Source organism: Streptomyces sp. NPDC059256, from assembly GCF_042753785.1.
Classification (GTDB): domain Bacteria; phylum Actinomycetota; class Actinomycetes; order Streptomycetales; family Streptomycetaceae; genus Streptomyces.
The window spans coordinates 187,897-208,207 of the sequence record NZ_JBHYZO010000001.1 but is presented as its reverse complement, the minus strand read 5'-3'; the positions used below and the strand labels follow the sequence as shown (position 1 = coordinate 208,207).

The following is a 20,311-nucleotide window of genomic DNA, read 5'->3' as shown; positions in this document are numbered from 1 at the left end:
TGTCTCGTCTTCGGCGACGAAATGTCCGTCCACCGTCCCGTGCTGCTGCGTTCCCGCAGATCGGCCCGGTTCGGTGCCTCGACGGCCCGGTTTGGGCGCGGAGTTCGGTGCGCGCGGTGTTCCGCCGACAGCCTTCAGTCCACAGTGTGGACATCGCATGTCATGGGATGGGACGGAGAGTAGGGTGCCCGACATGTCTCGGAGCCTCAATCTCGCAGTCATCCCCGGCGACGGCATCGGCCAAGAGGTCGTGGCCCAGGGTCTGAAAGTCCTGTCCGCGGTTCTGCCGCAGGACGTGAAACTGGAGACCAAGGAGTACGATCTCGGCGCCCAGCGCTGGCACCGTACCGGCGAAACCCTGCCCGACGCGGAGTTGGAGGCCCTCAAGGCCCACGACGCGATCCTGCTCGGTGCCATCGGTGATCCGACCGTACCTTCTGGAGTGCTGGAGCGCGGGCTGCTGCTGAAGCTGCGCTTCGCCTTCGACCACTACGTCAACCTGCGCCCATCGAAGCTGTTTCCGAACACGGCGACTCCGCTGGCAGGCCGCCCCGAGATCGACTTCGTCGTCGTCCGCGAGGGCACCGAGGGCCCGTACACGGGCAACGGCGGTTCCCTGCGCACCGGTACGCCCGCCGAGGTGGCCACCGAGGTCAGTGTGAACACCGCGTACGGCGTGGAGCGCGTCGTCCGTGACGCCTTCGAGCGGGCCAACTCCCGTCCGCGCAAGAAGCTGACGCTGGTCCACAAGAACAACGTCCTCGTCTACGCGGGACATCTGTGGAAGAACATCTTCGACGCGGTGGCCGCCGAGTACCCTGACGTCACCACTGATTATCTGCACGTCGACGCCGCGACGATCTTCTTCGTCACCCAGCCGGAGCGCTTCGACGTCATCGTCACCGACAACCTCTTCGGCGACATCCTCACCGACCTCGCCGCCGCCGTGACCGGCGGCATCGGCCTGGCGGCCTCCGGCAACATCAACCCGACGGGCACCTTCCCGTCCATGTTCGAGCCCGTCCACGGCTCGGCGCCCGACATCGCGGGCACCGGCAAGGCGGACCCGACGGCCACCATCCTCTCCGTCGCCCTCCTCCTGAGGCACCTCGGCTTCGAGGCCGAGGCAGTGCGCATCGAGGAGGCGGCCTCCGCCGACCTCGCGGGCCGCGACGGCACGTTCCGTACCACGGACGAGATCGGCGACGCGCTCGCGGCGCGAGTAGCGGGCTGACCCGACGCTTCCACCCCAAGCCGCCGGGTCGCACTTCGCACCCGGCGGCTTTTCCTGTACGGCTTCCGGGTGTCACCATCATCCTGGACTGATTCACGCCGTTCCCCCCGGTTCCACCCCCGTTTCTCGCATTCACCCCTTCGGGCGATAATCGAGACGGGCCGTGGGCTCGCGGTAATGCTCGGACGTCCTAGCATCGGCGGCGGCGTGAGTGCGGTCCGTCACAACCAACGGTGAAGGACACTCCTCATGACGACGCCCTCGATCGAGCTCAAGCCTTCGGCGCATCCGCTTTCCGACGCGGAGCGCGAGGCGATCCTGACCAACCCCGGGTTCGGCCGCCACTTCACCGATCACATGGTGACGATCAAGTGGACCGACGGCCGCGGCTGGCACGACGCGCAGCTCACGCCGTACGGGCCGCTCTCCATGGACCCGGCCAACATGACCCTGCACTACGCCCAGGAGATCTTCGAGGGCCTCAAGGCGTACCGCCGTCCCGACGGCACGGTCGCCACCTTCCGTCCGGACGCCAACGCGGCCCGCTTCCAGCGCTCGGCCCGCAGGCTGGCCATGCCCGAGTTGCCCGTCGAGTTGTTCATCGAGGCGTGCGACGTCCTCATCCAGCAGGACAAGGCATGGGTTCCGGAGCACGGCGGTGAGGCATCGCTCTACCTCCGCCCCTTCATGATCGCGTCCGAGGTCGGGCTGGGTGTGCGGCCCGCCAACGAGTACCTCTTCCTCGTCATCGCATCGCCCGCCGCCTCCTACTTCCCCGGTGGGGTGCAGCCCGTCTCCGTCTGGCTCTCCGAGAACTACGTCCGCGCAGTCCCCGGCGGCATGGGCTTCGCGAAGACCGGCGGCAACTACGCGGCCTCCCTCCTCGCCCAGGCCGAAGCCGCCGAAAAGGGCTGCGACCAGGTCGTCTGGCTGGACGCGCTGGAGCACCGGTGGGTCGAGGAGATGGGCGGGATGAACCTGTACTTCGTGTACGGGGACCGCATCGTCACCCCGGAGCTGACCGGCTCCCTCCTCGCGGGCGTCACCCGTGACTCGCTCCTCACCCTGGCCAAGGACCTCGGCTACGAGTCCGGCGAGGGACGCATCTCCACCGAGGACTGGAAGCGCGACAGCGAGAACGGCACGCTCACCGAGGTCTTCGCCTGCGGAACCGCCGCCGTGATCACCCCCGTCGGCCTGGTGAAGTCCGCAGGCGGCGAATGGACCCAGGGCGACGGCAAGCCGGGCGAGGTCACCCTCAGACTGCGCAAGGCGCTCCTCGACATCCAGACCGGGGCCGCTCCGGACGAGCACGGTTGGATGCACCCGCTGGGCTGAGCACCTCCGCGCACGCCCCCGTCCCACGTCAGCGAGGATGGGGGCATGCGCGCAACCGAGCGGGACGAGGAACTGGCCGAGGCCGTACGACTGCGGGAGAACGGCAACGCGGCCGAGGCGAGGCTGCGCCTCCTCGCCCTCGGTGAGCACTGGCCCGATGACGCCAGGATCGCCTATCAGACCGCCTGGGCGCACGACGTCCTCGGTCGCGAGGCAGAGGCCGTCCCCCACTACGAGCGGGCCCTGCGGGTCACCGCGCCCGCACTGCCGTCCGTCGACCGCTCGGAGGCATTCCTGGGTCTCGGCAGCACCTACCGGGTGCTCGGCCGCTTCCATGAGGCGGGCACCACCCTGCGGCGCGGTGTCGCCGAGTTCCCGGAGCACGGCGCGCTGCGCGCGTTCCTGGCGATGGCCCTCTACAACGAGGGCCGCCACCAGGAGTCCGTACGACTGCTCCTCGAACTCCTCGCCGCGACGAGCGACGACCCGACGGTACGGGAGTACCGAGGGGCGATCGCGGAGTACGCCCGGGATCTGGACGGCACGGTGAGCTAGGACGGCTGCCACCTCGGAGCTCCCGAAGGCCCCCGCGTAGCCGGCCTTTCTTCGAGTGATGCTCAATTCCATGGATCCCATCCCTCCCGGCTCCTTTCCTCCTGCGTTATCGCAGGTTTAGAGTGATGCTCTAAAAGGAGGTGTGCAGAGGTGCGACTCACCCCCACCGAACGGGACCGGCTGCTGCTCTTCAGCGCGGCCGAACTCGCCCGGGCGCGGCGGGCCCGTGGTCTGCGGCTCAATGTGCCCGAGGCGACCGCGCTGATCGCCGACACCGTCTGCGAAGCAGCACGTGACGGTCGGCGCCTGGCAGAGGCAGTCGAAGCAGCCCGTGCCGTGCTGGGTCCGGACGACGTACTGCCCGGAGTCAGCGACGTGGTCACGGAAGTCCATGTGGAGGCCGTCTTCGACGACGGGTCCCGCCTCGCCGTGGTCAGCGATCCGATCGGCGGCACCGGGCTGGGCGACACGGCACCCGGCGCGGTCCTACCGGGCCCTGCCACCCCCGAACCGGAACCGGCACTGCGACTGTCCGTCCACAACACGGCGGCCGTCCCCGTGAGCGTCACCTCCCACTTCCACTTCTTCGAAGCCAATCCGCGGCTCGACTTCGACCGGTCCGCCGCGTACGGCATGCGGCTGTGCGTCCCCGCCGGTTCCTCCGTCCGCTTCGATCCGGACGCCCGGATCGAGGTCGGTCTGCTGCCGATCGGTGGGGCCCGTGTCGCGATCGGGTTCGCCGGTCTCGTGGACGGCCCCCTCGATGCTCCGGGTGCCAAGGAAGAGGCCCTGCGCAGGGCGGCTGCCTGCGGATACCGAGGAGCCCGGCCATGACGACCCCACCACGGCACCCCTCGCCGTGCGCCGCGAGCCGTTCAGCGGCCGTCGATCTCACAACGGAGCTGCGCTGATGGCCGGAATCGACCCGTACGAGTACGCCGCCGTCCATGGCCCCCGCGCGGGCGACCGAGTGGTCCTCGGTGACTGCGGTCTTGTCGTCCGGGTCGAGTCCGACTCCCAGCAGTCGGGGGACGAGTTCCTCGCCGGCTTCGGGAAGACGGCCCGCGACGGACTCCACCTGAAGGCCGCGGCCGTCCGCGAGACCTGTGACGTCGTCATCAGCAACGTGCTGGTCATCGATGCCGTCCAGGGCATCCGCAAGGTCTCCATCGGCATCCGGGAGGGTCGGATCGCCGGCATCGGCCGCGCAGGCAACCCCGACACCCTCGACGGAGTGGACGTGGTCACGGGGACCGGCACCACCATCGTCTCCGGTGAGGGGCTGATCGCCACCGCTGGCGCGGTGGACACCCATGTCCACCTGCTGTCACCCCGGATCATGGAAGCGTCCCTCGCCTCCGGCGTCACCACCATCATCGGCCAGGAGTTCGGCCCGGTCTGGGGCGTCGGCGTCAACTCCCCCTGGGCCCTGCGCCACGCCTTCAACGCCTTCGACGCCTGGCCGGTCAACATCGGCTTCCTCGCCCGCGGCTCCTCATCCGACCCCGCCCCCCTCGTCGAGGCGCTCGCCGAGGGCGGGGCCTGCGGATTCAAGGTCCACGAGGACATGGGCGCCCACACCCGGGCGCTGGACACCGCGCTACGGGTCGCCGAGGAGCACGACGTCCAGGTCGCCCTGCACAGCGACGGGCTGAACGAATGCCTGTCCGTCGAGGACACCCTGAAGGTGCTCGCCGGCCGGACCATCCACGCCTTCCACATCGAGGGGTGCGGGGGAGGCCACGTACCCAACGTCCTGAAGATGGCCGGGGTGCCGAACGTCATCGGCTCCTCCACCAACCCGACCCTCCCGTTCGGCCGGGACGCCGTCGCCGAGCACTACGGAATGATCGTTTCCGTACACGATCTGAAGACCGATCTGCCGGGAGACGCGGCCATGGCCCGCGATCGCATCCGGGCCGGGACCATGGGTGCCGAGGACGTGTTGCACGACGTCGGAGCCATCGGCATCACCTCATCGGACGCCCAGGGGATGGGCCGGGCCGGTGAGACCGTGCGCCGGACCTTCGCCATGGCCGGCAAGATGAAGGCCGAACGGGGGCCGATCGAAGGCGACGGGCCGCACGACGACAACGGCCGAGTGCTTCGCTACATCGCCAAGCTCACGATCAATCCGGCCATCGCCCACGGCCTCGCACACGAGATCGGCTCCATCGAGGTCGGCAAGATGGCCGACATCGTGCTCTGGCAGCCGCGGTTCTTCGGCGCCAAACCCCAACTCGTACTGAAGTCGGGCTTCCCGGCGTACGGGGTGACCGGTGACCCCGGAGCCGCGACGGACACCTGTGAACCCCTGGTGATCGGACCCCAGTTCGGATCGTACGGCGCAACCGCCGCCGACATCTCCGTGGCCTTCGTGGCCGAAGCAGCCGTCGACCTCGGCGCCGACCGCATGCCCACCCGCAGACGACGGGTCGCGGTCCGCGGCACCCGTGGCATCGGGCCGGCCGACCTGCGGTTCAACTCGCGCACCGGGGAGGTGGATGTGGACGGTCGCAGTGGGCTGGTCACCCTCGACGGGGAACCGATCCGCTCGGAGCCCGCCGACGCCGTCCCGCTCAACCGCCTGTACTTCCTCTGACCGCAGCCTCCTCGCCCCCGACCCGCTGACCTTCCCCACCGCCTACGCCCCCGACCACCAGCCAGGAGTGACCCATGTTCCATATGCCGCCCGAGTGGGCACCGCACGAGCGCACCTGGATGGCCTGGCCCGTGCCCAACACCACCTTCGCCGGTGAGGACCTCGCCGCCGCCCGGCGTGCCTGGGCCGACGTGGCACGTGCGGTGCGGCGCTTCGAGCCGGTCACCGTGGTCGTCGGACCGGCCGGGACCCGCGAGGCACGGGCCCTGCTCGGCCCCGAGATCGAGATCGTCGAGCGGCAACTCGACGACGCGTGGATGCGGGACATCGGCCCCACCTTCGTCACCGACGGCAGTCGACTGGCCGCCGTGGACTGGGTGTTCAACGGCTGGGGCGCACAGGAGTGGGCCCGCTGGGAGCATGACTCCACCATCGCGCGCCAGGTGGCGGACATCGCAGGTGTCCCCGTTCACTCCTCACCCCTGGTGAACGAGGGCGGCGGCATCCACGTCGACGGTCGGGGCACGGTGCTGCTGACGGAGACCGTGCAACTCGGACCGGAGCGCAACCCCGGCTGGACCAAGGCCGAAGTGGAAGCGGAGATCCATGCCCGACTGGGCACGACCAAGGCGATCTGGCTGCCACGGGGACTGACCGCTGACTACCCGCCGCACGGATTCGGCACCCTGGGCCATGTGGACATCGTCGCGGCGTTCGCGGGGCCCGGCGTCATCGTCGTCCACACCCAGCCCGACCCCACCCACCCCGACCACGAACCCTGCGCCGAGAACGCGGAGTTCCTGCGCACCCGGACGGACGCACTTGGACGCCCCTTCGAGGTGGTCGAGGTCCCGGCACCCACGAGCGTGCACAACGAGGACGGCGGCTGGGCCGACTACTCGTACATCAACCACTACGTCTGCAACGGCGCGGTGATCCTCTGCGCCTTCGACGACCCACGGGACGAAGAGGCTGCGGCCGTCTTCCGGCGTCTCTACCCCGAGCGGGAAGTGGTCCTGGTGGATGCACGGACGATCTTCGCGGGCGGTGGGGGCATCCACTGCATCACCCAACAGCAGCCGAGGGTTTCCGTCTGACCTGCTGAGCATGGCGGTTGATCAGCGATGTACCTGGCCAGGTACAGGTTTTTGATCGTGGTCGCCAGAGGATGAGTGGGGTGCCCCCTAGCCTCTGTGGACGACCACCACGGAAGAGTGGCCCCGGCCGTTGGGGCGGCCGGGGCTTGGGGGTGCCTGCCCCACGCGCGGGACCGTGAGGCATACATCTACCGGCCCTGCGGGGCAGAGAGCCGTATTGTCTCGGCCAACTGTTCCACTGCGTCCGCGGCTAGTCGGCCCACCTGCACGTGCGGCCGGCCATCGTGGGTGACCACCGGTCGGATCGATCTCACGGCCCGCTCGGATAGGCCGAATTGGCGGAGCGACTGTTGAAGCGCTGTCGCCGCGGATTCTGCTCGGGCTCGGGCGTCGCGCCAGGTCTGCATCTCCACCGTCACTGTCCCTTCGCGGTGCAGCGGCGGCAGGTGCACGGCGGGTATGCCGAGGACGTGTTTGGCGTCTGCTGGTTTGGCGGCGGGTCCGGGATCACGACCTTCGGCCGTACTGGATACCGAGATAGGTCGGGCCGTACTCCGTACACAGACATCGTCATCATTCGGCCCGCCATTCTGAGCTGGTCAGCGTCACTCAGACGACGGTAGGCGTGCACACATGGTAGAAGGGGCACGGTTTGTGCCCCTTCGATTCCTGATGCGTCAGGCAGCCAGCAGGCCCAGCTTCACTGCGAGTTCAGATGCCCGACGCCGTCGGACCGGCGCCCTCGACTCGACTTCCTCCAGCACGATTATCTTCGCGAACCCGTTGTACCGGATGGTCTCCGGCGCGGCCTCATGCGCCTGCGCGAGCGTCGCCAGGGCGACATCCGGTTGCCCGTCCAGCTGATAGCCGCGAGCCTGCTCGATGCGGTGCCGGGCACGGCGCGGACGAGAAGGGATCGCCGCTGAATCCGACGCCGCTGCCTGCCGTGCGGACTCCCCGCCCTGGTGCAACTCCACCGCCACCGTGACCGCGTGGGCTCCTATGATCGTGCGTCCGAAGCTGGTCACCGGGTGGAAGTAGTTCTCGGGCAGCCGTTTGGCCATACGTCGGGCTTCGTCCCAGTGGCGCCATGCCGTGCCCGTATCAGCTCGGCGGGCAGCCGTGTATCCGGCCTCGAAGACCAGCGCCCCCGTGATGGCCCGAACATCGTCACTGGCGTCCGGCAGCAGCGGTCTCAGGTAGTCCAGCGCCTGTGTGGTCACCATGTCCGCAGCGTCGAAATGAGCCGGTCCCGCATCACGGTGCGCCTGTGCGCACAACCACGCCGCCACCCCGATGCTGTGCGGGTCCTCCGACTCCTGCGCCGCCACCATGCCCCGCTCCGCCACCCGCCAGAGCAGCGCAGCGTCCGGCTGATACGCCACGAAGAACTGAGCGAGTGAGTAGACCTCGGAGAGGATCGCCTGCGTGGAACGCCGATCGCCCGCCGAATTGGCCTGCCGCACAGCCAGTTGGGCATCACGGAGCAACTCCGGGAGGAGTGCCCCCACCACCTCGCGGTGTTTCGGAGAGGAATGCCGAGCCGACCAAGCCTGCGCGAGCCGCGCCGCAAGATGCTCTGACGAAGGGGCTTCCCGGTCCGCCCCAGGAGTCAGCGCGTCCACTGCGGCCTTGACCGCCCCGAGTCGTGGATGGCCAGGGCCGGTGAACAGGGGGACGTGCATGGACTGGTCCCCTGTGAGGTCGGAGAGGTCCCGGACCCGGAGCACGTCCGCGAGCCGCAGTATGACGTCCAGCTTCGGCGTCTTGAGCCGGCCGGTCTCCAGCGCTTTGACCCAGGAGCCGGATCGGCCCAGGAGCCCGCCGAGTTGCTCGCGGGTCACGCCGCGGCGAGTGCGGAGAATCTGTAGACGCTGACCGAATGCCAGCGGGTCGGCGTACGGGTCCGGGGTAGCACGAGATGACACGGCCCTGCCCCTCTCTGTCCAGCTCGTCACTGCCAGGGTATGGGGCAAGGTCTATTTCATGGGTGCTTCCTGCCACCAACTTCTACCGTCGTGGATCCCGCGGGAGAGCCATGCCGCGGAGTCTCCCGGCATGCCTTCCATAAAGCGAAGCCTCAACGCCCTCGGCATGATCTGGTATCCCCGCGCCCCTCCCGTGGGGAGACGGGAGGGGCAACATTGGTCCCGCCCGAATGGGGGCACGGGCGGGACAAAGCCCCACCTGATCGGCGCAGGTGGAGCGGTTCCCTCCGCCCACCCTGGCACTCTGACCCCGGCATCGATAGACGTCGTACTGGGGAAATCACATCGTGCGGTAGGCGGCCACAGTCGCCCGTCCGGTCGCTACAGGGCCAGCGAATCCGATAGAACGTACGGGTGAATGTGATGCCCCGCGCACCGGCGTGCAGCGCGTCCGGGAACGGCGTGCCGGCCGGGCCCCGCGAACCCGGCGGTCAATGCCGTGGGATCGCTCACCGGTATGCGAGCACCATGCAACACACCCGACCCTCTCTCCCCAGTACGGAAGGCACCCTGTGACCCCCTCCCGGCGCCGCAATGTCGCGCCGCCCCGCGAGTCCGTCCTGGCCGCAGCCATGGCCACCATCGCCGCACACGGTCTCGACGGGCTCACCATGGCGGCCCTCGGTCGCGAGGTGGGCATGAGCAGCGGACACCTCCTCTACTACTTCCGCAGCAAGGACGAACTGCTCCTGCGGACCTTGGAGTGGAGCGAGGGCCGGTTGGGCGTCGAGCGGGGTGCGCTGCTCTCCCACTCGGGAGCGGCCCGGGAGCGGCTGCGTGCCTTCGTCGAGCTCTATCTGCCCGAGGGGCCGAGCGACCCCCACTGGACCCTCTGGCTGGAGGTGTGGAACCGCTCCCAGCGTGCCGGCGAGCAGGCGCGGGCCCGCCAGGCCGCGATCGAGGGTGCCTGGCACCGGGATCTGGTCGCCCTCGTGGCGGAGGGGATCTCCCGCGAGGAGTTCCGGTCGGTCGATCCCGACCGCTACGCCACCCGACTGCGCGCGCTCCTCGACGGCTTCAGCGTCCACATCGCGGTGGGGATTCCCGGGACCGAGCGGGCCCAAGTCCTCGTACACATAGGCGAATTCCTCGAAGGCACGCTCTACCATCAACAGAACTGACGCACTGTCAGGTGTGGTTGCAGGGCCCCGGACCACGGAGGGAACGCAAGGCACGCAAGTACACGGGATCGTTGTGCCGGCCGGCCTTGTCGGGCCACGGGCCGTCCGGCACGGTGTTCCGCCATGGGACGAGCGCACTGGAAGAAGATCTGGGTCGGGTCCGCAGGGAACATGGTCGAGTGGTTCGACTGGTTCGTGTACGCGAGTTTCGCCACCTACTTCGCGGGTGCCTTCTTCCCCGAGGGCAACGACACCGCCAAGCTGATGAACACCGCGGGCATCTTCGCGGTCGGGTTCTTCATGCGGCCGGTGGGTGGCTGGCTGCTCGGTCGGGTCGCGGACCGCAAGGGGCGCAAGACCGCCCTCACCCTCACCGTGACCCTCATGTCCGCTTCGGCTCTGCTGATCGCGATCGCCCCCACCTATGCGGTGGCCGGATACGGAGGGGCGGCCGTCCTCCTGGTGGCCCGCCTCCTCCAGGGCTTGTCCGTCGGCGGCGAGTACGCGGCCAGCGCCACCTACCTCACCGAGGCTTCGCTGCCCCAGCACCGGGGCTTCGCCTCCAGCTTCCAGTACGTCTCCATGACGGCAGGCCAGATCCTGGGGCTGGGACTCCAGATCGTCCTCCAGAACACCATGTCGTCGCAGGCGCTGCACAGTTGGGGCTGGCGCATCCCCTTCATCATCGGAGCGCTGGGCGCCGCGGTGGTGTTCTACCTGCGCCGCGCGATGCTGGAGACCGAGGTGTACGAGGAGTCCGGCGACGACACGCCCGATCGCCTCAAGGGCACGATCAAGGCGCTCCTTGTCCACAAGCGGGAAGCGTTCCTGGTCGTCGCGCTGACGATGGGCGGGACCGTGGCGTACTACACGTACACCACGTATCTCACCAAGTACCTCGCCAACAGCGCCGGGCTGCCCAAGGAGACCGCGACCCTGGTCTCCTTCTGTGCGCTGATCGTCTTCGCCTGCCTCCAGCCGTTGGCCGGCCGGCTCTCCGATCGGATCGGCCGCCGTCCGCTCCTGATCACCTTCGCGTTGGGGTCGACCTTCCTCACCGTGCCGATCATGACGATGCTCCGGCATGCGGGCTCGTTCTGGCCGGCCTTCGGGCTCTCCCTGCTGGCCCTGGTGGTCATCACCGGCTACACCTCGATCAATGCCTGTGTGAAGGCTGAACTCTTCCCGACCGGAGTGCGTGCGCTCGGGGTCGCGCTGCCGTACGCCATCGCCAACGCCCTGTTCGGGGGGACGGCCGAGTATGTGGCGCTCTGGTTCAAGAAGGCCGGCATGGAGTCGGGGTTCTCCTGGTACGTCGCGGGGTGTGCCGCGGTCTCGTTGATCGTCTATCTGACGATGCGGGAGACCAGGGGCATCGACCTCAACCGGGTGGGGGCCACCGTGGAGCGTGCTGAACCGGCTCCTGCGAAGGTTGCGCCCCTTTAAGCGGCTGGGCGGCTGAGCGGCTGAGTGGCTCACGGCTGAGCGCCTGAGCGCCTGAGCGCCTGAGCGGCACTCGTGCCTGCGGACGTTTGATCTTGGCCAGTGGTTGTACGCATTTGATCGGATTGTTCCGAGGGTGGTGATGCGCTTGACTCGCCCTGAGCTCCGGCGGGTGCCAGGGGCATGAGGTCAGGGGGAGTCATGAGGCAGGAGCCGACCGCCGTGGCGGGCGCCTGTGTCGCGGCGCGGTTATTACCGACCGGAGCCGTGGCCCACTCGATGGCATGGCTGCCACGCCGAATGCCCGGGTCCGGCCCCGGTCCCTGTCCCCGCCGCGCCGGCCGCCGTCCACTCGATGGCCGCGGTGCCCGCATGGTGAGACCGCTCACCATCGGCGGCGGACCCTGTGGCAGACTTCTCGCGTGCTTTCGTTCGCCATGATTATGGGCAGCAGGCGCGCCGGTCCGCAGTGAATGCCTCGTACCACCCGTGCGACGCACTCATCGTGCCCCAGACCCGCGCGCAAACCTCTCGCACCCGCGAGGGGTTTTTTCGTTTTCCGGCCCCAACCCTGGTCGAAAACGGACAGCGCGCGAAGATGGGGGCAAGTGGAGCCAGTCATTCCGGGAGCCACTCATCCGACAGGAGCAACACAGCCATGACCCCACAGCCCACGGATACCGGTACGGCGGCCGACGCAGGCTTCCGCGTCGACGACTCCTTCCACGTCTTCGACACGACGCTCCGCGACGGTGCCCAGCGCGAGGGCATCAACCTCACCGTTGCCGACAAGCTGACCATCGCCCGGTATCTGGACGAGTTCGGTGTGGCCTTCATCGAGGGCGGCTGGCCCGGTGCCAATCCACGTGACACGGAGTTCTTCGCCCGTGCCCAGCAGGAGATCACCTTCCGGCACGCCCAGCTGGTGGCCTTTGGCGCCACTCGCCGAGCCGGTGGACAGGCGGCTGAAGACCCGCAGGTCAGAGCCCTGCTTGAGTCCGGTGCACCCGTGATCACCTTGGTTGCCAAAGCACATGACCGGCATGTGGAACTGGCCCTGCGCACCACCCTCGAAGAGAACCTGGAGATGGTCCGCGACACCGTCTCCTACCTCTGCGCCCAAGGCCGTCGGGTCTTCGTCGACTGCGAGCACTTCTTCGACGGCTACCGGGCCAACCCCGAGTACGCCAAGTCCGTCGTCCGGACCGCCGCCGAAGCCGGGGCCGACGTCGTCGTGCTGTGCGACACCAACGGCGGGATGCTTCCCGCGCAGGTCCAGGCGGTCGTCGCCACCGTGCTCGCCGACACCGGTGCCCGTCTGGGCATCCATGCCCAGGACGACACCGGCTGTGCGGTGGCCAACAGCCTCGCCGCCGTCGATGCGGGCGCGACACACGTCCAGTGCACCGCCAACGGATACGGAGAGCGGGTCGGCAACGCCAACCTCTTCCCCGTGGTCGCCGCGCTGGAGCTGAAGTACGGCATGAAGGTGCTGCCCAGCGGAGCGCTCGCCGAGATGACCCGGATCTCGCACGCCATCGCCGAGGTCGTCAACCTCACCCCCTCCACCCACCAGCCCTATGTGGGTGTTTCCGCCTTCGCCCACAAGGCCGGGCTGCATGCTTCCGCGATCAAGGTCGACCCCGACCTCTATCAGCACATCGACCCCGAGACGGTCGGCAACACCATGCGGATGCTCGTCTCCGACATGGCCGGCCGGGCCTCGATCGAGCTCAAGGGCAAGGAACTGGGCGTCGACCTCGGCGGTGATCGTGAGCTGATCGGCAGGGTCGTCGAGCGGGTCAAGGAGCGCGAGCTCCAGGGGTACACGTACGAGGCCGCCGACGCCTCCTTCGAGCTGCTGCTGAGGGCCGAGGCCGAAGGCAGGGCGCGCCGCTACTTCCGCACCGAGTCCTGGCGCACGATCTCGGAGAACCGCCCGGACGGGACCCACGCCAACGAGGCCACCGTGAAGCTGTGGGTGAAGGGCGAGCGGATCGTCACCACCGCGGAGGGCAACGGACCGGTCAATGCGCTGGACCGGGCGATGCGCGTCGGTCTGGAGCGGTTCTATCCGCAGCTGGCCAAGCTGGAGCTGGTGGACTACAAGGTCCGCATCCTCGAAGGCCGCCACGGCACCGAGTCCACCACCCGGGTGCTGATCACCACGGGTGACGGCACCGGCGAATGGGCCACCGTCGGCGTCGCCAACAACGTCATCGCCGCTTCCTGGCAGGCCCTGGAGGACGCGTATACCTACGGTCTGCTGCGGGCAGGAGTGGAACCGGCCGAATAGCCCCATGGAACAGCCGGGGGTAGGCGGAGGGAGCGGGGCAGACGGAGCAGCATGTCGCTACTTGTCCTGAAACAGCTGCTTTCAAGGTAGCGTCGAAGGATGAGGACCAGGCTGCTTTCCGCACTGTCCGGTCTGCTGCTGGCGCTCTCGGCCGCCGTACTCGGGACGGCTCCGGGAGCGCAGGCGGCCACCGGAGCCGACTCGGTGGCCAGCTCGGGCGTGACCACGAGCATGCAGGTCACCGGCCCCGAAACGGTGGCCGACGCCTTCCGGGACGGTCCCGTCTACGTCGATCCGCGGGCCTCGGACCAGTTGTCCAGGCAGGACGCCGACGCGCTGGCGAAGAAGATCAAGGACGCGGACAAACCCCTCTTCGTCGCCGTACTGCCGGTCGGCTCCGACTATCCGGCCGCCACCGTGCTCCCGGCGATCCGTACCGACACGGGGATCACCGGTCTCTACGCGATCCGCCTCGGCGACGGCTTCAACGCGGGCGCGGACCGTGCCGTCCTGTCGAATCAAGCGGTCCAGAACCTGGTCACGGCCGTGAAGACGCCTCCGGGTGCCGACGCGGTGACCCAGTTGAACAACTTCGTCGACCAGGCCCTGCCGCAGATGCAGGGGAGCGCGCCCGCCTCCTGGGGCTCGGCCGGCACGGGCGCCGACGGCTATGACTCCTCTGTCAACACCGGTGCCCTGATCACCTTCGGCGCGCTCCTGGCGGCTGGCGGTGCGGGTGCCTATGCCGTCGTGCGCCGCCGCAAGCGCCAGAAGGCGGCCGAAGAGCAGGCAGCGCTGGACCGGCTTCGGGTCGTCGTGGACGAGGACATCACGGCCTTCGGCGAAGAACTGGACCGGCTGGACTTCCACCCCTCGGAGAAGGGCGCCGACGATACGATGCGCGCCGACTACGAGCGGGCACTGGACGCCTATGACCAGGCCAAGTCACGGATGGGCGCCGCCGCTCACCCCTCGGACGTACGCACGGTGACCCGGGCCCTCGACGACGGCCGGTTCAGTCTGGCCGTGCTCGATGCCCGACGGACCGGTCGTACGTTGCCCGAGCGCAGACCACCCTGCTTCTTCGACCCCCGACACGGACCGTCGACGGCCGATCGCATCTGGACCCCGTCCGGGGGAGCCTCCCGCGAGGTGCCGGTCTGCGCGGCGGACGCCGCTCGTCTGGACGACGGACAGGCGCCGCTCGCCCGTACCGTCGACACCGAGACCGGCCACCGCCCTTACTGGGAGGCGGGGCCCGCGTACGGGCCGTGGGCCGGTGGCTACTTCGGCGGCGGTCTGCTGCCGGGACTGCTCGTGGGCACGATGCTCGGCAGCATGCTGTCCTCGCCCGCGTACGCCGCGGAGTACGGCGGGGACGGTTTCGAAGGCGCGGCCGGTGGCGATTTCTCTGGCGCCGACTTCAATTCCTCGGACTTCGGCGGCGGCGGCGACTGGGGCGGTGGCGGAGGCGGCGGGTTCGACGGCGGCGGGTTCTGACGCCCGTCCGCAGGGGTCTCCTGTGCTTCCGCCCGGTCCCACCAACGCAGAGCGCCCGCCCCGGCCGTGGGGGGACGGCAGGACGGGCGCGCTCTGGGTGCCCTCGACGGGCAGCGGGTCAGGCGTTCTTGATCGCGGAGATGTCGAAGTTCAGCTTGACCTTGTCGCTGACCATGACGCCACCGGTCTCCAGCGCGGCGTTCCAGGTCAGGCCCCACTCGGAGCGCAGGATCTCGGCGCTGCCCTCGAAGCCGATGCGCTCGTTGCCGTAGACGTCCTTGGCGGCACCGTTGAACTCCAGGTCGATCGCCAGCGGGCGGGTCACGTCCTTGATGGTCAGGTCGCCGGTCACCCGGTACTGGTCGCCACCGATCTGCTCGGCGTTGGTGGAGCGGAAGCTCATGAGGGGGAACTGCTCGACGTCGAAGAAGTCGCCGCTGCGCAGGTGGCCGTCACGGTCGGCGATGCCGGTGTCGATGCTGCCGATCTTGACGTCGATCACGGCGCGGGAGGAGCCGGGGTCGTTGCCGTTCAGGACCAGGTTGCCCTCGTGCTCGGTGAAGGTGCCGCGGACGTTGGTGACCATCGCATGGCGCACGGTGAAACCGATGCTGGTGTGGGCGGGGTCGAGGGTGTACTCACCGCTCAATGCGGCCAGTGCGGGGTCCACCGTCGTGGTGGCGGGGGCGGTGGTGGTGGCTGCCTTGCGGTTGAACAGACCCATGACGTCACTCCTTGAGGGGGGATGTTGTTAAACCTTCAACGAGATTGACTGTAGACGAATTCCGTTTAAGTTTCAACTTCTTCCGGTGTCGAGGTGTCCGGTGGGGTTGCGAGCTTGACAAGATGTCCATCATTGGAAAGCTTGTCAAGCATGGATCGGTACCCGACGCCTCCCCGCTATCTCGACGAACGAACCGGCGACACCTACCCCCTCACCGGGCGACGCTGGCGCGGCGACAACGGGACCCCGCTCTCGGTGACCCCGCTCCCCGGCATCACCCGTCACGACATCGACACCGACGTCCGCTCGCTCTGGCGCTATCGAGCAGCCCTCCCCGTCGACATCCCCCGTCCCATCTCGCTCGGCGAAGGCCGCACCCCCCTGATCGAAGCGCAGTGGGACGGGGTTCCGGTCGCCTTCAAAGCGGAGTGGTTCAGCCCGACCGGCAGCTTCAAGGACCGCGGCACCACGGTGATGGTCTCCTTCCTCGCCCAACAGGGCATCACCGACGTCATCGAGGACAGCTCGGGCAACGGCGGCGCCTCCGTCTCCGCCTACTGCGCCGCCGCAGGCATCCGGGCCACCATCCTCGTCCCCGCCACCACCTCACCCGCCAAGATCCTCCAGAGCCGGGCGTACGGAGCGGACGTACGGCTCGTTCCCGGCGACCGCGAGGCGACCGCCGCCGAAGCACTGCGCCTGTCCGCCAGCACCAGCTACGCCAGCCACAACTGGCACCCCCTCTTCCTCCAGGGCACCAAGACCCTCGCGTACGAGATCTGGGAAGACCTCGGCTTCGAAGCACCCGACCAGGTGGTGACCGTGGCCGGCGCCGGCAGCACCGTGCTCGGCTGTGCGCTGGGCTTCGGCGAACTGCTCGCCGCCGGACAGATCAAGCGGCTGCCCCGACTGCTCGTCGCCCAACCGGCCAACTGCGCACCCCTCCACGCCGCCTTCCAAGCCGGTGTGGAACACACCGTGCCCGGACACTGGACGCCGACCATCGCCGAGGGGACCGCCATCGCCCACCCCGTCCGCCTCCCCGAGGTGCTGCGGGCCATCCGAGGCTCGGGCGGCGACATGGCAACCGTCCCCGAGGCCGACATCACGTCAGCCCTGCGGCGCCTCGCCGCACAGGGCCTGTACGCGGAACCGACCAGCGCCACCGCCGCCGCAGCGATCGGCACCTTCGCCGCCCGTGGACTGATCCGGCCCGGTGACCGCACCGTCGTCATCCTCACCGGCTCCGGACTCAAGGCCCCGGCCGCCCTGGCGGACGCCTTCGACGGGAGCGGCGCGCCATGACCGCCGAAGACGAACTGCTGCTGCGCGAGGCCGAGACGATCACCACCGCGATCGGCCGGATGTTCCCCGGACTGTGCGAGGTGGTCCTGCACGACCTGCGCGACCCCGACCACTCCCTGCGCGCGATCGAGAACAACCTCTCCGGCCGGACCGTGGGGGAGCCCGCCACCGAACTGGGCCGCGCGCGCATCCAGGACCCCGACTTCCCGGCCGTCGTACAGAACTACCCCAACCGCTTCCCCGACGGCCGCGCCGCCAAGAGCACCTCCATCGGCATCAAGAACAGCTCCGGCGCCTACGTGGCAGCGATCTGCCTCAACCTCGACATCTCCGTGTTCGACGGTGTCGTCAGCGGCATCAGCCGGCTGATCGCCACCGACGAGGGTGAGCGCCCCCTCCACGAGACCCTCCGTGCCCGGACCGTCGAAGAACTGCACGGCGTGGCAGAGGACTTCGCCGCCCGACGCGGCCGATCGGCCCAGGCACTGACCACGGCCGACAAACGCGAACTGGTCCGCACCCTCGAAGCACAGGGCTTCCTCCAGGTGAAACACGCCGTACGGACCCTCGCCGGAATCCTGGGTGTCTCCCGGGCCACGGTCTACAACCACCTCCGGACCTGACGGACACGTTCCGGCACTTCCTAGGCGGAAGGCGACACGACGGGAAGAGTGGACGCGCCCCACCCGGGGCGCGACCGCTCCCGTCCCCAGAGGTGGCCGTGCTGCTTCCGTCCCGTGGATCCCGCCGTGCCTTCCTCGCCGGTATCGGTGCGGGCGCCCTCACCCTGGCCTCGACCGCACCGGCGTCCCCCGCCCAGCGGGGCGCCGATCCCTTCACAGCACTCAGAAGGCGCTGGCTGGAGATCAGTCTCGGCACCGGATACGACCCGACTGAGGAGCCGTACGCCTCCCGGATCGCCCGTACCGTGCGTCTCGCCGCAACCGCCCGAGCCACGATGGCCCCCACCGCCCGCTCCCTCTGGCCCGACCACCCCTTCGACCCACCCGCCGGGATCACCCAGAGCTACGGCCGGCTGTGGACCATGGCACGGGCCCATGCGCACACCCACGACCCCGACACCCTCGCCGATGTCCTGCGCGGCCTCGACCACCTCGCGACCACCGTCTACCACCCCGGCACCACCCGCTACGGCAACTGGTGGGAATGGCAGATCGGCGCTCCCCGCCATCTGATGGACCTCACCGCCGTCCTCCATGACCACCTCACCGAGGAGCAGCGCCGAGCGGCCTGCGCCGCAGTCGACCACTTCATCCCCGATGCCCTGCTCCGCACCTACGGCGGCACCTCCACCGGCGCCAACCGCGTCGACCTCTGTCGATCGGTCGCACTCCGCGGCATCCTGGGCGCCGCCCCGCAGCGCATCACCCTCGCCGTCGAGGCGTTGTCACCCGTCTTCCCCCAGGTGACCAGCGGTGACGGTCTCCACACCGATGGATCGTTCGTACAGCACACCTCGGTCGCCTACTCCGGCACCTATGGACAGGTCCTGCTCGACGGTCTCGCGCGCCTCTTCGTCCTGCTCGAAGGCTCCCCCTGGGCGATCGTCGACCCCCGTCGCCGGCATGTGTTCGACAGCGTGGAGCACGCGTACGCCCCCTTGATCCACGACGGTCTGATGATGGACAGCGTCAACGGTCGGGCGATCAGCCGCGGGTACCTGCGCCACGACGACAGCCGGACCATGCGCAGCGACCACTTCCACGGGCACGCGATGATCGGCGCCATGGCACTGCTCGCCGAAGCCGCGAGTGAGCCGGAACGGAACCGGTGGCACGCGCGGATCAAGGGCTGGATCGCCCGGGACACCACCGCACCGATCCTCACCAGCGCCCAGTACGAGGTGGCCGACCTCGCCCGGCTCCACTCCATCGCCCGCGGTCCGGCCCCGGTCGCGCCCGAGCCGGTCGGGCACCGACTCTTTCCGGCCATGGACCGTGCGGTGCATCGACGGCCGGGATGGGCCGCCTGCATCGCCATGGCCTCGAACCGGATCTCGTTCTACGAATGCGGCAACGGGGAGAACCCGCGCGGCTGGCACACCGGGGCCGGCATGCTCTCTTGGTGGCCGGACCGGTCAACGGTCGGCCAGGACCAGTACACGGACTGGTTCTGGCCGACGGTCGACTGGTACCGGCTGCCAGGCACCACCGTCTCCACCCGACGGCTCGCCGACCGTGCGGGGGGCGAATGGGGCGAGCCCCGTCCCGATGTCCGTTGGGTGGGCGGCACCACCGATGGGGAGTATGCGGCGATCGGTCAGCACCTGCGGGGCCTCGGGTCCACGCTCGAAGCCCGGAAGTCCTGGTTCTGCGTCGACGACGCCGTCATCTGTCTGGGAGCCGGAATCAGCTGTGGTGACGGCGTTCCCGTGGAGACGGTCGTGGACAACCGGCAGTTGGGGGCGGTCGGGAGCGCGCGGCTGACCCGTGGTCGGCGCTGGGCACATCTGGAGGGGCACGGCGGCTGGGTCCTGCTCGGCGCCGATGGGGAACTGCGCACCCTGCGCGAGCAGCGCACCGGGGCCTGGAGCGACATCAACACCATGAGCACCAGCGAGCGGGTGACCCGCCACTACCAGACGCTCTGGCTCGACCATGGAATCGATCCGGTGGATGCGACATACGCCTATCTGCTGATGCCGGGCGCGACCCGGCGGGTGGTCGCCGCCCGGGCGGCTGAGAGGCGCCGGCTGCGGATCCTCGCCAATGACGCCTCGCGGCAGGCGGTGGCCGTTCCGGCCCTCGGGCTGGTGGCCGCGAACTTCTGGCGCCCCGGTACGGTGGGCCCGCTGATCGCGGGCGCTCCCGCCAGCGTCCTGGTGCGGATCGGGTCCCCGCAGCAGGCGGAGCTCGCTCGCCGCGGACGGGTCGCCACCGTGTGCGTCAGCGATCCGGAGCGCTCCGGCGTCGCCCTGGACATCGTCTGGAACCACCCCGTGCGGGAGGTCCTGCACCATGATCCAGGCATGGAGGTACGCGGTACGGGACGCTCGCTCACGCTGCGGCTCGGCGGGACCGGCCAGGGCGAGACGCTCCGCTGTGTTGTGACCCTCGCATGAACACTTTATGGAAACTCCACAAAGAT

At 69.1% G+C, this 20,311-nt stretch carries 15 protein-coding genes; 13 read left to right on the top strand and 2 right to left on the bottom strand.

Translation table 11 applies throughout. The features are described from left to right. The first annotated feature begins 193 nt into the window (after positions 1-193). The 6 genes from ACFXJL_RS00890 to ACFXJL_RS00865 all read left to right on the top strand — a co-directional run bounded on the left by ACFXJL_RS00890 (position 194) and on the right by ACFXJL_RS00865 (position 6,826). The gene (locus tag ACFXJL_RS00890) at positions 194-1,234 is read left to right on the top strand and encodes a 3-isopropylmalate dehydrogenase (protein ID WP_329023626.1); all 1,041 of its coding nucleotides are present in this window, start codon (positions 194-196) and stop codon (positions 1,232-1,234) included. A gap of 249 nt (positions 1,235-1,483) precedes the next feature. Continuing rightward, positions 1,484-2,572, top strand: coding sequence for a branched-chain amino acid aminotransferase (locus ACFXJL_RS00885; RefSeq protein ID WP_358881738.1), 1,089 nt, complete (start codon positions 1,484-1,486; stop codon positions 2,570-2,572). A 45-nt stretch (positions 2,573-2,617) separates the two neighbouring features. Further along, positions 2,618-3,127, top strand: a complete 510-nt coding sequence (locus ACFXJL_RS00880) for a tetratricopeptide repeat protein (RefSeq protein ID WP_358881737.1) — start codon at positions 2,618-2,620, stop codon at positions 3,125-3,127. Between the two features lie 150 nt (positions 3,128-3,277). Continuing rightward, on the top strand, positions 3,278-3,961 hold the full coding sequence (ureA, locus tag ACFXJL_RS00875) for an urease subunit gamma (RefSeq protein WP_384638088.1): 684 nt from the start codon (positions 3,278-3,280) through the stop codon (positions 3,959-3,961). A 76-nt stretch (positions 3,962-4,037) separates the two neighbouring features. Beyond that, positions 4,038-5,729 (top strand): urease subunit alpha, encoded by a 1,692-nt coding sequence (locus tag ACFXJL_RS00870; RefSeq protein WP_384688129.1) that lies wholly within the window; start codon positions 4,038-4,040, stop codon positions 5,727-5,729. A 74-nt stretch (positions 5,730-5,803) separates the two neighbouring features. Continuing rightward, positions 5,804-6,826 (top strand): agmatine/peptidylarginine deiminase, encoded by a 1,023-nt coding sequence (locus tag ACFXJL_RS00865; protein WP_384688126.1) that lies wholly within the window; start codon positions 5,804-5,806, stop codon positions 6,824-6,826. A gap of 677 nt (positions 6,827-7,503) precedes the next feature. Here ACFXJL_RS00865 and ACFXJL_RS00860 read toward each other — a convergent pair. Beyond that, complete coding sequence (locus ACFXJL_RS00860) at positions 7,504-8,754, bottom strand: helix-turn-helix domain-containing protein (protein ID WP_384688123.1); 1,251 nt, start codon at positions 8,752-8,754, stop codon at positions 7,504-7,506. Between the two features lie 632 nt (positions 8,755-9,386). Between ACFXJL_RS00860 and ACFXJL_RS00855 the strand changes: the two genes are divergently transcribed. The 4 genes from ACFXJL_RS00855 (at position 9,387) to ACFXJL_RS00840 (ending at position 15,174) form a co-directional block, all read left to right on the top strand. Continuing rightward, positions 9,387-9,935, top strand: coding sequence for a TetR/AcrR family transcriptional regulator (locus ACFXJL_RS00855; RefSeq protein WP_358881757.1), 549 nt, complete (start codon positions 9,387-9,389; stop codon positions 9,933-9,935). 123 nt (positions 9,936-10,058) lie between these two features. After that, positions 10,059-11,381, top strand: coding sequence for an MFS transporter (locus tag ACFXJL_RS00850; protein ID WP_358881730.1), 1,323 nt, complete (start codon positions 10,059-10,061; stop codon positions 11,379-11,381). A gap of 655 nt (positions 11,382-12,036) precedes the next feature. Then, a complete protein-coding gene (gene cimA, locus ACFXJL_RS00845; protein ID WP_358881729.1) occupies positions 12,037-13,674 on the top strand; it encodes a citramalate synthase in 1,638 nt (545 codons plus the stop codon). A 99-nt stretch (positions 13,675-13,773) separates the two neighbouring features. Next, positions 13,774-15,174, top strand: a complete 1,401-nt coding sequence (locus ACFXJL_RS00840) for a hypothetical protein (protein WP_384688120.1) — start codon at positions 13,774-13,776, stop codon at positions 15,172-15,174. Positions 15,175-15,292: 118 nt separating this feature from the next. Here ACFXJL_RS00840 and ACFXJL_RS00835 read toward each other — a convergent pair whose 3' ends face one another. Beyond that, positions 15,293-15,898, bottom strand: a complete 606-nt coding sequence (locus tag ACFXJL_RS00835) for a YceI family protein (RefSeq protein WP_358881727.1) — start codon at positions 15,896-15,898, stop codon at positions 15,293-15,295. Between the two features lie 150 nt (positions 15,899-16,048). Between ACFXJL_RS00835 and ACFXJL_RS00830 the strand changes: the two genes are divergently transcribed. From ACFXJL_RS00830 to ACFXJL_RS00820, 3 genes are all read left to right on the top strand, one after another. After that, a complete protein-coding gene (locus tag ACFXJL_RS00830) occupies positions 16,049-17,203 on the top strand; it encodes a pyridoxal-phosphate dependent enzyme (protein WP_384688117.1) in 1,155 nt (384 codons plus the stop codon). Further along, positions 17,200-17,826: a transcriptional regulator gene (locus ACFXJL_RS00825; RefSeq protein ID WP_384688114.1), complete on the top strand. Its 627-nt coding sequence runs from the start codon at positions 17,200-17,202 to the stop codon at positions 17,824-17,826. The genes ACFXJL_RS00830 and ACFXJL_RS00825 overlap by 4 nt, the downstream gene beginning before the upstream one ends. Before the next feature lie 98 nt (positions 17,827-17,924). After that, positions 17,925-20,285: a polysaccharide lyase 8 family protein gene (locus ACFXJL_RS00820; RefSeq protein ID WP_384688111.1), complete on the top strand. Its 2,361-nt coding sequence runs from the start codon at positions 17,925-17,927 to the stop codon at positions 20,283-20,285. Positions 20,286-20,311 lie beyond the last annotated feature (26 nt).

Excerpts from the sequence above, each read along its gene's own strand:
- ACFXJL_RS00890 (WP_329023626.1), top strand. The coding sequence starts at position 194 with ATGTCTCGGAGCCTCAATCTCGCAGTCATCCCCGGCGACGGCATCGGC.
- ACFXJL_RS00885 (WP_358881738.1), top strand. The coding sequence starts at position 1,484 with ATGACGACGCCCTCGATCGAGCTCAAGCCTTCGGCGCATCCGCTTTCC.
- ACFXJL_RS00880 (WP_358881737.1), top strand. The coding sequence starts at position 2,618 with ATGCGCGCAACCGAGCGGGACGAGGAACTGGCCGAGGCCGTACGACTG.
- ACFXJL_RS00870 (WP_384688129.1), top strand. The coding sequence starts at position 4,038 with ATGGCCGGAATCGACCCGTACGAGTACGCCGCCGTCCATGGCCCCCGC.
- ACFXJL_RS00865 (WP_384688126.1), top strand. The coding sequence starts at position 5,804 with ATGTTCCATATGCCGCCCGAGTGGGCACCGCACGAGCGCACCTGGATG.
- ACFXJL_RS00855 (WP_358881757.1), top strand. The coding sequence starts at position 9,387 with ATGGCCACCATCGCCGCACACGGTCTCGACGGGCTCACCATGGCGGCC.
- ACFXJL_RS00850 (WP_358881730.1), top strand. The coding sequence starts at position 10,059 with ATGGGACGAGCGCACTGGAAGAAGATCTGGGTCGGGTCCGCAGGGAAC.
- cimA (WP_358881729.1), top strand. The coding sequence starts at position 12,037 with ATGACCCCACAGCCCACGGATACCGGTACGGCGGCCGACGCAGGCTTC.
- ACFXJL_RS00840 (WP_384688120.1), top strand. The coding sequence starts at position 13,774 with ATGAGGACCAGGCTGCTTTCCGCACTGTCCGGTCTGCTGCTGGCGCTC.
- ACFXJL_RS00835 (WP_358881727.1), bottom strand. The coding sequence starts at position 15,898 with ATGGGTCTGTTCAACCGCAAGGCAGCCACCACCACCGCCCCCGCCACC.
- ACFXJL_RS00830 (WP_384688117.1), top strand. The coding sequence starts at position 16,049 with ATGGATCGGTACCCGACGCCTCCCCGCTATCTCGACGAACGAACCGGC.
- ACFXJL_RS00825 (WP_384688114.1), top strand. The coding sequence starts at position 17,200 with ATGACCGCCGAAGACGAACTGCTGCTGCGCGAGGCCGAGACGATCACC.